The organism is Glaciecola sp. 1036 (genome assembly GCF_050306235.1).
Classification (GTDB): domain Bacteria; phylum Pseudomonadota; class Gammaproteobacteria; order Enterobacterales; family Alteromonadaceae; genus Glaciecola.
On the sequence record NZ_JBLWFH010000006.1, the window covers coordinates 98,791 to 111,775 of the forward strand.

A 12,985-nucleotide genomic window follows, 5' to 3' on the forward strand; every position below is an offset into this window, starting at 1 on the left:
ATTTGTTGGAGTATTAATGCATATAGCACAAAAACTGAGTGAAAGACGCTGTGATAATCCTTTTAGTGTACTAGGACATCATATTGAAATGGACCAAGTGACTATCCGCGTTTTTGTGCCTTCGGCAACAAAAATTAGCTTATCCAATACCAAAGGAAAATCTTTTTTAACCTTGGATGCAAAGGGAAATGGTATTTTCGAGGGAATTTGTGCCCTTAACAGTTTTCACTTCCCTTACCGTATAGAGGCAACTAGTGATAATGGTGAATTTAGCTTTATAGACCCATATCAATTTAAGGATGAAGCTTATCACGCGGTGCATTTTATTGACCATTTACCCGACAACTTGTATCGACAAGCGGGTGCTCAATTAATTACGTCTGATTCAGGTGTCAAAGGTGTAAGGTTTGCAGTATTTGCACCTAATGCAAGTTCAGTTTCTGTGATCGGTAATTTTAATTACTGGGACAAAACTACCCATCAAATGCAAAAAACCAATATGGGTTTTTGGGTCTTGTTTGTGCCAGGCGTTAGAGCAGGGGATGAATATAAATTCGCGCTTAAAGATGCGAATAACAATGAACTCCCAGATAAAATGGATCCTCTTGGTTTTTACCATCATCAATATCCATCCCATGTATCAGTGGTTTATGATCACGAAGATTATCAGTGGCAAGACCAAGAATGGCAGACTAGAACGGGTGTCGACCATTATCATTCTCCTATGAGTGTTTACGAGGTGCATTTGGGATCATGGAAGCGCCCCTGGGATCCTGAACGTCGCTATCTAAGCTATAGAGACCTTGCTTCCGATTTGATTGGGTATGTCTCCGAAATGGGGTATACCCATATCGAAGTTATGCCAGTATCTGAATATCCATTTGACGGTTCTTGGGGTTATCAACCGGTTGGTTTATTTGCCCCCACTAGTCGTTTTGGCGAACCTGACGATTTTAAATTTTTTGTCGATCAATGTCATAAAGCTGGCATAGGTGTCATCATAGATTGGGTTCCAGCACATTTTCCTGAAGATGATCATGGATTAGCAAAATTCGATGGTTCACACGTTTATGAATATGAAGATCCAAGAAAAGGTTGGCATCCAGACTGGAATTCCTGCATATATGATTTCGGCAAACAATCCGTACGTCAGTTTTTAGTTGCCAATGCCTTGTACTGGTTTGATAAATTTCATATTGATGGGATCCGCGTAGACGCCGTTGCTTCTATGTTATATTTGGACTATTCCCGCAAGGAAAACGAGTGGATCCCAAATGTTGATGGCGGAAATCATAATTATGAAGCCATTAGTTTATTGCAATGGATGAATACTGAAGTCTACAAAAAATTTCCTAATGCAATGACCATAGCGGAAGAATCTACTTCTTATCCTGGCGTGTCTCGACCAGTATCTCAAGGCGGCTTAGGGTTTGGGTTTAAATGGAATATGGGCTGGATGCATGACACTTTAACTTATATTTCAAAAGATCCAGCTTACCGTTCGTATCACCATTCAGATCTCACCTTCAGTATGGTGTATGCCTATGATGAAAATTTTGTATTGCCCATTTCTCACGACGAAGTAGTTCATGGAAAGGGCAGTATGTTGCAAAAGATGCCTGGGGATCCTTGGCAAAAATTTGCTAACTTGCGTGCTTATTTTAGTTTTATGTTTGCACATCCAGGTAAAAAATTGCATTTTATGGGCTGTGAAATAGCGCAATTCCAAGAATGGAATCACGATGGTCAATTAGATTGGGCAACACTTCAAGATCATAATCATCAAGGCGTTCAATCGATGTTTAAGGCTCTTAATCAGGTCTATCGTCAATTGGGCGCACTTCACCAGTTAGATCATGAACATAGAGGTTTTAGGTGGTTAGATTTGCATAATTCCGAACAAGCCATAATTGCTTTCTTACGCTTTGATAACTCCGGCAAAGTGCCAGTAGTGGTGATTTGTAACTTTACGCCGGTGCCTCGACAATACATGCGCTTTGGGGTTCCTGAAAAAGGCCGGTATAGTCTGGTTTTCAATTCAGATCGTTCTGAATTTGGTGGTAGTAGTTATCCCGTTCAACAGCAGGTCCACAGCATTGATAATCCATGGCAAGAACAACCATTTAGTATTGAAATTGACATTCCGCCTCTAGCGACGGTGATGTTTACTTTGGATTAACAATATGCAAAAGCAGACGTCGACGCAGCATCAGCTTGTTAAAGGACATCTCCATCCGCTGGGTGCTACCCTTACAGCCAGAGGTTGTAATTTTTCTATTTACTGTCCAGATGCGGCACAGGTGTTTATTTGTTTATTTGATCCTGACGAAAATGAAATTGCCCAAGTTGCCTTAACTCAACGTATTCAATCTAAGTGGTTTGGTGAAATTACCAATGTTAAAGAGGGTGATCTCTACGGTATTAGAGTTACACCAAAGCCACATAAACATAATATCGGTTGCAGCAAAGAAAAGCTCTTAATAGACCCCTATGCTAAGCAATTAAATAGACCACTGCATTGGGAGCCTAGTTTATATGAAGGCGACAGCAGTCAAATGGTGCCTAAAGCCATCATTATTGATCCCTTAAAGATAAATGCAAAGCCTGTGACTTGTTCAGTTCCCGAACCAAGCAGTCAGTCCATCTACAGTCAACGCGTTGTTTATGAAGCCCATGTGAAAGGGCTTTCAAAGTTACATCCAGAAGTACCAGAAGACTTAAGAGGTACCTATCTAGGCGCTTGTCATCCCGCAATAATTAAACACTTGCAACAAATGGGTGTGACCACTATCCAGTTTTTGCCGATTATGGCTTTTATGCCTGAACCTTTTTTGTTTAATAAAAAGCTGACTAACTATTGGGGATACAACCCGATTAACTTTTTTGCGCCAGAACCCAGATATGCCATAAAGGATGCTGTCAAAGAATGTTATGAAATGATTTCCAGTTTCAAACAAGCAGGCATAGAAGTCATATTAGACGTGGTATTTAACCATACAGCCGAAGCTGGTGCAGATGGCCCTGTTTTAAGCTTCAAGGGGCTTTGTTGTGATCATGCTTATTTGATTGAGCATCAGGATGAATCAGATACCCCAAGTTTTGATAATTACAGTGGTTGCGGTAATACAATTAAAGTGTCTGATACCTACATGATGAATTTGATTATTGATGCCATGCGATATTGGGTCAATACCATGGGAGTTGCTGGATTTAGGTTTGACTTAGCTGCGACGCTTGGAAGAGAAGTGTTTGATTTTCGTAACAACGCTACCTTTTTCAAAATCATCCAACAAGATCCTTTACTAAATAAAGTCATGTTGATAGCTGAACCTTGGGATATTGGCCCTGGCGGTTATCAGTTAGGGCAATTCCCTGCGACTTGGCATGAAGTAAATGATAAGTTTAGAGACACTGTCAGAGGCTTTTGGCGAGGGGACAAGGGACTAAAAGGAGACTTTGCGACTCGCTTGATGGGAAGCCGAGATATATTCAAAAAAACCAAACGTCCAATGTTGGCCAGTATCAATAATGTGACTTATCATGATGGTTTTACCTTGCATGATTTGGTGTCTTATGAGCATAAACATAATGATGCTAACTTAGAAAATAATAGAGACGGACATAACCATAATTTATCAGCCAATTATGGTATTGAAGGAGATACCGACGATAAAGCAATATTGGATGTCCGATTTCAACAAAAGCGTAATCTATTCGCCACTCTGGTGTTGAGTCAGGGCAGCGTTCATCTTTTAGGTGGCGATGAATTAAGTAAGACGCAGCGTGGAAATAATAACGCTTACTGCCAAGATAACAGCATGAATTATCTGCATTGGGATCTAAAGCCAAGAGAACATGCGTTTCTTGACTACTGTAGATACGTAATCGCGTTGAGGAAACAATATCCCTTGCTACAAATAATGCATTTTGATGATGATCAATTTGCCAACAATATTAATGTGAAATTCGCAGACTGGTATCGAAGAGATGGTAGTCATAAAACAGATATTGATTGGGTAAACCATGAACACCATTGTTTTGCTCTTCATCTGGTCGGTAATGCATCGGTCGACAAGCAAGAATGGTTATTTTGTTTCAATAGTGCTGTTACTGCCAAGGAATATAGTTTACCGCCTTTGCAAGAGAGTAAAAACTGGTCATGCGTATTAGATACCAGTAAAGAGCACCTGAATGAAATGCAAAATCAAAGCATAAGTAGTAGCTTTGAAATGCCTGCCCGCAGTTTCAAATTATTGTTAAAACTGAACTCTTAAACAGGTTTTCGAGAATACAAATATCTAAGAGATAAACGTTTTTATACTGTAATGTTCAGATAAAGACGTTTACTTTATGAAAGTATCGTTCCCCTAATCATCATAAACCAAGCACAAATAGTGGAGAAATCTGATGGCAAATGATTCTGATAACTATAAAGAAAAACTGACAGAAGAAGAATACCGCGTTACTCGTCTCAAAGGTACAGAGCTCCCATTTACAGGCGAATTTTTGCACAATGAAAAGACCGGCGAATATTTTTGTAAATGTTGCGGCGCCAAATTGTTTTCCTCAGAAAGTAAATTTGATGCTGGCTGCGGATGGCCATCGTTTTATCAGCAGACTTCTGATAACAATGTTAAATATGAGCAAGATAATAGTCACGGAATGTCCCGCATCGAAATTCTATGCAAGCAATGTGATGCACATTTAGGTCATGTATTTGATGATGGTCCAGCACCAACGGGGAAACGCTATTGCGTTAATTCAGTGTCTTTAACTTTTTCAGAGCAAAACTAAGAATATAAAAAGTATATAAGACCAAATTATTAGATGTAAATTTATTACATAAAATCTCTAAAAAGGCATTGAAAAATGCCTTTTTTTTGGTCTTTGATTAATTAAAAATTTACATTGTTCTTAATTTACGGATATTTAGGAAGGATTTTTAGCTTCTTGGTTGTTGTGAAACTCATACTGTAATATTTCAACAATTTGGCTAATTTAAAAACTTTCTTTAGAATGCGCCCCAGCAACACCTTAGATAGCAACCTCTTAATACACAAATGGGTAAAGGAAATGAATCAGCAGTTTGAACAGGAATTACAAAATAGTTGGCAAGAGCGTCAGGAATACGCTGAGCGTATGCTACCAATTATCGGACGTTTGTATCGTAACAATGCGGTAGAAATAAGCTTGTACGGCAGAAGTTTATTAAATGCTAATGCCATTGACGTGATTAAATCGCATAGAAAAGTTCGTTTGTTTGAAGGCAGTAAACTTAAATTAAGAGATAGCTGGCCAGTATTAGAAATTGTCGAAAAATTGTCTCTTTCTCCTTGCGAAGTCGATATAGGCAAGCTTGCTTATGATTACCTTACAAAAGTCGATTCTGCTTCGGTATCTCTTGAAGACTATGTAAAAGAACAATTGTCTTCAGTGCTAAGTAAACAGGATGAACAAAAACCAAGAGATGTGGTTTTGTATGGTTTTGGCCGAATAGGGCGTTTAATGGCGCGCTTACTGATCGAGCGTCAAGGTAAGGCTAATAAACTACGTCTAAGAGCTATAGTGGTTCGGGGTGGTAAAGAAGGTGATTTAGAAAAGAGAGCATCTTTGTTGCGTCGAGATTCTGTACATGGTCCATTTTTAGGCAGTATTACCATTGATAAAGAGCGTAATGCAATTAAAGCAAACGGTAGTTACATTCAGGTTATTTATGCCAATCATCCAAGTGAAGTCGATTACACCAAATACGGTATAGAAGACGCTTTGATCTGCGATAATACTGGTGTTTGGCGCGATCGCGATGGTTTATCTCAGCACCTAACCTCAAAAGGCGCTGCAAAAGTGTTGTTAACTGCACCAGGTAAAGGTGATATCAAGAATATTGTGTATGGTGTTAATCACGGCGATATTGAACCTCAAGACACAGTACTTTCTGCCGCAAGTTGTACAACAAACGCAATTACGCCAACCTTAAAGGCGTTAGATTCAGAATACGGCATTGTTAACGGTCATGTTGAAACTGTGCATGCTTTTACCAATGACCAAAATCTTATTGATAACTTCCATAAAGCAGATCGCCGAGGGCGTGCAGCACCATTGAACATGGTAATCACTGAAACTGGTGCGGCCAAAGCAGTAGCAAAAGCCTATCCAAAGCTTGAAGGAAAACTAACAGGTAATGCGATTCGAGTGCCAACGCCCAATGTGTCTATGGCAATTCTCAATCTAAACTTGGAAAATGAAGTAACCAAAGAGGGAATTAACGAATACTTGCAAAAAACATCATTATTCTCTCCGCTACAACATCAAATAGACTTTACTGCATCTAAAGAAATTGTATCTACTGATCTTGTAGGTACTTCTGCCGCTGGCATAGTCGACTCTCAAGCAACCATAGTGTCAGGTAATAGAGCGACTATTTATTTATGGTATGACAATGAGTTTGGTTACAGCTGTCAGGTACTTCGTGTTTTACGTGATATGGCTGAACTTGAAATTCCAGTATTGCCAAAAGCTTAATTAAATAACAGTTCCAACCTTGGTCGCTCCTTTCGTTGAAGAGCGGCCTTTTTAATTTTCAGTTTTCCAATATTTCTTTGTCTGCTAATATTCTAAAATCCATTTCGATGTAGGCATAACAATGACAATTACTATAAATAGCCAATTCGATAGCGGGAATATTGAAGTCATTACGGCAGATGCGGCTTCAAATATCCAATTACGCATCAAAAAAGATAATCAATCTGATTTTTATCAATGGTTTCATTTTAAAATGCACTCAAAGGCATTTGAAGAACATAGCTTTAAAATACTGGACTTAGCGGCTTCCGCATATCCAGATGGATGGAAAGATTATAAGGTTGCTGTTAGCTATGACAGATCCACTTGGTTTCGTGTTGATACTGAATTTGATGGTGACAATCTCACATTCTCATTTACCCCAGAGTGTGAAAGCGTCTACTTCGCCTATTTTGCACCATACAGCTATGAACGCCATCTAGACCTTATTGGCTCGGCGCAAACATCTGATAATTGTCGACATGAATTATTGGGCTTAACCATTGATGGACGTGAGCTCAATATGCTTGTTGCTGGCGATGAATCTACAGCGAAGCAAAAAATATGGGTGATCGCACGTCAACACCCTGGTGAAACCATGGCCGAATGGTTAATGGAAGGTTTAATTTCGCGATTATTAGATGCTCAAGATGGCGTAGCAAGAGAACTGCTACAAGACGCTGTTTTTTACTTAGTACCCAATATGAATCCAGACGGGGCATATCGAGGACATCTACGAACCAATGCGGCTGGAAGAAACCTTAATCGAGAATGGCAAACACCCAGTGAAGAATTTAGCCCTGAAGTTTATTATGTAATGCAAAAAATGCAGCACACAGGAGTTGACCTTTTCCTTGATATTCATGGGGATGAGGCGTTGCCTTACAACTTTGTTGCTGGCTCTGAAGGGAATCCAAGTTACTCAGAACGTATACAAAACCTTGAAAACCTGTTTAAATCTACTTTGTTAGCGACTACGCCTGAGTTTCAAGACACTTTTGGGTACGAAAAGGATGCACCAGGCGAGGCAAACTTAACCATAGCGACAAATGCTGTAGGTGAAAAATTTGAATGCCTTTCTTATACCTTAGAAATGCCATTTAAAGATAATGCCAATTTACCTGATCCTGTATTAGGCTGGTCTCCAATCAGGTGTATGCAGTTAGGTGAAGATTTATTAGTCGCTATAAGAGCTGTAGCCGACAAACTTAGATAAAATAACAATAATTAAAGGAACTTCTCTTATGGATGTTTTACTCGACTTTTTTAACATGTTGGATGGGTACTTAGGTAGTGCTCCATGGTTCCCATACGTGTTGCTGGGCGTGGGCATATTTTTTACCATTTACTTAAAATTCCCACAAATTCGCTATTTTAAACATGCATGGCAAGTAGTTAGTGGCAAGTTTGATAAAGCAGATGACCCAGGGGATACCACGCACTTTCAATCTTTGGCAACAGCGCTTTCAGGCACCGTAGGAACGGGAAATATTGCTGGGGTCGCATTTGCTATTTTTCTTGGCGGACCTGCAGCGCTTTTCTGGATGTGGGCAACAGCATTTTTCGGTATGACTACCAAGTTCGTGGAAGTAACCTTGTCTCACAAATATCGTGAAAAAACCTCTGATGGTACTATGGCTGGTGGCCCTATGTACTATATGGATAAGCGCCTCAACATGAAATGGTTAGCGGTAATATTCGCTATCGCTACCGTGATTAGTTCGTTTGGTACAGGCAACCTGCCACAAAGTAACAGTGTGGCAGCTACCATGAACGAATCTTTTGGTGTTAATTCACATATTGTCGGTGGCGTATTAGCGGTGCTACTAGGCTTAGTTATTTTAGGTGGTATTCATCGTATTGCCAAAGTGACCTCCAAAATCGTGCCTTTTATGGCTGTTATTTACATCATAGGTGCACTAGCGGTAATTTTTGCAAACATTGAAAACATAGGTCCTGCCTTCGTTTCTGTGATCTCTGATGCCTTTACCGGATCAGCCGCTGCGGGCGGATTCCTTGGAGCCACCTTCGCTTATGCATTTAACCGAGGGGTTAATAGAGGCTTGTTTTCTAACGAAGCTGGGCAAGGTTCTGCGCCTATCGCTCACGCTGCAGCAAAAACAAAAGAACCGGTTTCTGAAGGTATGGTGTCTATTCTAGAACCTTTTATCGATACTATTATTATTTGTACAATCACCGGCCTTGTCATTCTATCTTCAGGCGTGTGGAATCAAAAACATGAAAATGTGTTTGAAAGATCTGATATGGTCTTCTTATCCGGTGAATTTGTAGAAACTAATGCTGAAGATGTACAGAAATTACATGCCTATCTAAACAATATTGATGCGGATGCTGTGACTAAGTTCAGTGGCGAAATCCAAGTGGTAAATGGCGTAGCTCAAACTGGTGGATTTACTTTGATTAACTCGCGTTCAATCGCAGAAAATGTGCAGTATTTTACCGGATCAGTTGAAGACCCATTTACCGGGGTACTTAAAATTCAAGAGGGTGATATTGCGCGGGAAAATATTCTTGTTCAGGGTAACTCATTGATTCACTCTGCAAGACTAACTGCTAAAGCTTTTGGTCAAGGATATTTTGGGCAATATGGTGAGTATATAGTGCCCATTGGCATCTTGCTATTCGCATTTTCTACTGCTATTGCTTGGTCATATTATGGTGATAGAGCCATGACCTATTTGTTAGGGCCACGTTCAGTCATGCCATATCGAGTCATTTACTGTGCAGGTTTCTATTGGGCGGCGGTTTCTGATACTACCTTGGTTTGGGCAATTTCTGCAGTAGCCATAGTCCTTATGACATTACCTAACTTATTTGGTATCGTAGTGTTACATAAGGAAATGAAAAAGACCGTTAATGAATACTGGGAAAAAGTAAGCAAATAACAGTCACAACTTTCACATAAAAGGGTTAAGCAGAGGCTTAACCTTTTTTTTATTTAGAAATGTAATTGGAGGTAATGCGTGGCAATTACAACTTGTCCTTCGTGTAATAAACCAATGTCTGATAAGGCAAAAGAGTGTCCAAACTGCCATCTTAATTTTGAAAATGCGTCGCCAGAAGATATTCAACGCAAAGCCAGTTTGGCCAAGTTTAAACAACTACAAAGCCTACAAAACCAATCAATGTTGGCTATCCTGTTATTTATTATTGGCGCATATTTTGTGTTTTTAGGTGATTTTCCAGATACTGAAACTGGTCTTATGATGTATAATGCTGCTGTCGGTGTAACCGCAATAGCCTTTTTATGGTACGCGGTAAATCGGGTGAGAATAACCTTGACGAAAAGAAAATAATCTTGATTGGAGAGAAGGTTTGCAACTTGAACAATTACTAGCAACCATGACACCAGAAATCTACTTAAAACTTCGTAGTGCGGTAGAGACAGGTAAGTGGGAAAACGGTATGAAATTGACCGAAGAACAAAAAGAATATGCTATGCAGGCTGTCATGCTATATCAAGGAAAGGTTGAACAGTCTGGTGAACATATGACGGTTGGCGAGAATGGCGAAATTATTCAAAAATCACGTCAACAAATGAAACAAGAATTACAACATCAGACGACAAATCAGTCTTCGATAGCAAAGTTTGGACAAGATGATATTTAAGCAGTTATTTACCGCAAACTATAAACATAAAAATCCATCAAAGCGCATTCAAGCGATACAGCAAGCGTCGGAAGTCGATAATAAAAATAAGGCTTGGTTACATGAATTAGCCTTTAATGATGCAGATTCAAAAGTACAATTAGCGGCCTTGGAAAAGTTGGGGCAATATTCATTGTGGTTAAAAACCTATGAAACCACCTTGGATGCAACGTTAAAAAGTAGAGCTAAAACTACTACAATATCTATGTTGGAAGATCCTTCATTGGTAAGTGACGCATTGTTTCAAGACTTCATTCTGCAAGCTAAGCATTTAGATATCATTCAAAAGTTATTGAGAGACAGTAGTAGATTAGCATCTAATTCGGCGCTTTATTTCAGCGCTTTGCTAGCGCATGGCTCCCAGAGCGAAATTTTTCGTTATTATCGGGAGAGCGCTAGTCCGTCTCAGCAAATCATGATTATCGAACAATTTAACGATGAAAAATCCTTAAAACGTTTACGTAAACAGGCCGCAAATACTGAAGTCGAGCAAGAGATTGATAATCGTCTTGCACAGTTCGCAGAACAGGCACTTATTCCGGTGCAACTTAAACGAGATATCACCTTAATTAATTCTCAATTATTAGCGCTTTTAGATAGTAACGATTTCGCTTATATCAAACAAAAATCTAACCAATATTTTGAGGCATTTGAAGCAGCAAAATTACAGTTTTCCTACTTAGATGAAAAAGAAGCAGCGGAGTTTGGTGGTAAATTTTTGCAATTGAAGCAAAAGATAACCAATAAGTTAGCCAACTTGGAACCTGCGTTTGAGCAACAAGTAAAGCTTAAAGCACTTACTAATGAACTTTCACTAGTTAATCAGCAAGTACTGGACATTGAGACACAAGTAAGCCATTTGATAAATGCTACGTCCTTAGAGCAAATAGATGTGCAAAAGGAATTGCTTACTAATGCATTGCAAGACGCTAATAGTCAGTTAGCCCAAGTGCTAGAGAATGCAGAACAGCAAACACCAGCCCATCAGCAATTACAAAAGTCGATTAGCCAGCGAATAAAGAGTACTTTGTCCTCTTTGGATAGCATAGAAAAGTCCATTCGAAATAATAATCGACTGGTTGCGATTATTGATACCTTAGAAAATGTTTGGCTAGAATTTTCCAATCACAATTTATCAAAAGAGGTGTTATCTGAAGAATTTGGGTTAGCCAAAAAAGGCTTTATCCAAGACCAAGAATATGCCCCAGAGTTACTAGCCAAATGGAAGCAACTAAGTCGCCAAATAAATGCATTTTTTCAGCAAGAGAAGCAACAACAACAGCAGGTTGAAAAAAAATGTCATAGCAAACTTAATGTGGCGGCTAGCTTAATTGATCAAGGCAAATTTAAGGCTGGTATTGCCACTTTTAATCACGGTGCAAGTTTATTTTCAAGTATTGAATCACCAAAACGAAGTTTGCAAAAAAAATATGATGATTTAGCTTCTCAAGTTTCAGAACTTAAGGATTGGCAGTCCTATATCGCGACTCCTAAAAAGCCCGAACTGTTAGAGCAAGCTGAAAACCTAAGTAAACAAGAAACCTTGAACCCACTGGACTTGGCACAACAAATTAAGTTGCTGAGAAAAGAATGGAATTCACTTGGTCGCTTGGATACTGAAGAAGACGATAAGCTTAATAAAGCATTTAATGAAAAGTTAGAAATTGCTTTTGCTCCTTGCCGAGCATTTTATGCTGAGCAGGAAAAATTACGCGTAGAAAATGGGCAAAAGGCGCAACAAATTATTGATAGTTTAGCCGCGTTAGGAGAGCAAGAAGACCTTAACCAAATGGCAAAACAACTGCATTCGTTAAGCCGCCAATTTAGAGAAATTAAAGAGCTAGATGTTCAGCAGAAAAAGTCGTTAAACAAAGCGTTTAAAGAAACCACTACACCTTTAAATGAAAGGTTAAATGAATTTTATGCTGACAATCACAAGCAAAAATCAGCCTTAGTGAGTAAAGCAAAAGATTTATTAAGTGAAGATGATGCTAACCAGGCTGTTGAGAAAGCTAAGGAGTTACAAGCAAACTGGAAGCTAATTGGATTTGCTGGTAAGCAAGCAGATCAGTCATTATGGAACGAGTTCCGAACTCATAATGACGCAATTTTTTCGCGTTTACATCAGGCTAAAAATGAGGCTGAACAACAAGCTAGAGAAGCTTTAGATATTGCGATTAACCAGTTGCAAAGTCTGGGAGAAGAAGCCAAAAACGTAGATGATGCCGCTACACTTCGAGCAATATTACAACAAGTAATTGATCACGAATTTGGCGGGATAGATGTCTCAAAATCTATTTTATCGCAGTATGAAAAACATAAAGAATCGCTCATCAAATCCTTAAAGCAATCTCTTGAAGCGCAACAACAGGCCCAATCGCAATCAATATTTAACGAGTTGTTGAGCTGTTTACATGAGTGGAAAGCTGACGACAATAACAAGGCTAAACCTGCACTTTTGAGTGCAATTTTAGATAAATCTTTGCCGACGTCGGCGTTATTTGACAACTTGCAAAGGGCCCAATTACTTCAAGCTGTAGTGGTATTATTGAATGCTGTAGAGTCAGCACCGATCGAAATTCAAAAAGATGTTCAGTTGCAAATAATGGCAAATAAACTGGAAGGCGCAGAAAATTTAACCGCTTCAGTTGCTTGGATGTATTGGTTACATCAAGGCCCGTTAAATGCTGAAGATGAACGTCAGTTAACAGCAATTGAACCCTTGCTGTTAAGCCATTTATCTCAGCTTATGTAA

At 39.2% G+C, this 12,985-nt stretch carries 9 protein-coding genes; all 9 read left to right on the plus strand.

What is annotated here, in order from left to right:
* Positions 1–16 precede the first annotated feature (16 nt).
* The 9 genes from glgB (at position 17) to ACNKW3_RS10545 (ending at position 12,985) form a co-directional block, all read left to right on the plus strand.
* A complete protein-coding gene (gene glgB, locus ACNKW3_RS10505) occupies positions 17–2,179 on the plus strand; it encodes a 1,4-alpha-glucan branching protein GlgB (protein ID WP_427399250.1) in 2,163 nt (720 codons plus the stop codon).
* A gap of 4 nt (positions 2,180–2,183) precedes the next feature.
* Positions 2,184–4,274: a glycogen debranching protein GlgX gene (glgX, locus tag ACNKW3_RS10510; protein ID WP_427399251.1), complete on the plus strand. Its 2,091-nt coding sequence runs from the start codon at positions 2,184–2,186 to the stop codon at positions 4,272–4,274.
* A gap of 133 nt (positions 4,275–4,407) precedes the next feature.
* A complete protein-coding gene (gene msrB / locus ACNKW3_RS10515; protein ID WP_427399252.1) occupies positions 4,408–4,794 on the plus strand; it encodes a peptide-methionine (R)-S-oxide reductase MsrB in 387 nt (128 codons plus the stop codon).
* Between the two features lie 279 nt (positions 4,795–5,073).
* The gene (locus tag ACNKW3_RS10520; protein WP_427399253.1) at positions 5,074–6,522 is read left to right on the plus strand and encodes a glyceraldehyde-3-phosphate dehydrogenase; all 1,449 of its coding nucleotides are present in this window, start codon (positions 5,074–5,076) and stop codon (positions 6,520–6,522) included.
* Between the two features lie 127 nt (positions 6,523–6,649).
* Positions 6,650–7,777, plus strand: a complete 1,128-nt coding sequence (locus tag ACNKW3_RS10525) for a M14 family metallopeptidase (protein WP_427399412.1) — start codon at positions 6,650–6,652, stop codon at positions 7,775–7,777.
* A gap of 28 nt (positions 7,778–7,805) precedes the next feature.
* The gene (locus tag ACNKW3_RS10530) at positions 7,806–9,467 is read left to right on the plus strand and encodes an alanine/glycine:cation symporter family protein (protein WP_427399254.1); all 1,662 of its coding nucleotides are present in this window, start codon (positions 7,806–7,808) and stop codon (positions 9,465–9,467) included.
* Positions 9,468–9,545: 78 nt separating this feature from the next.
* Entirely contained in the window at positions 9,546–9,878 is a 333-nt protein-coding gene (locus ACNKW3_RS10535) for a hypothetical protein (RefSeq protein WP_427399255.1), read from the plus strand.
* Positions 9,879–9,897: 19 nt separating this feature from the next.
* Positions 9,898–10,191 carry a YeaC family protein gene (locus ACNKW3_RS10540; protein ID WP_427399256.1) on the plus strand — a complete coding sequence of 98 codons (294 nt, stop codon included), beginning with the start codon at positions 9,898–9,900 and terminating at the stop codon, positions 10,189–10,191.
* Positions 10,181–12,985: a DUF349 domain-containing protein gene (locus tag ACNKW3_RS10545; protein WP_427399257.1), complete on the plus strand. Its 2,805-nt coding sequence runs from the start codon at positions 10,181–10,183 to the stop codon at positions 12,983–12,985. Before ACNKW3_RS10540 ends, ACNKW3_RS10545 begins: the two co-directional genes overlap by 11 nt.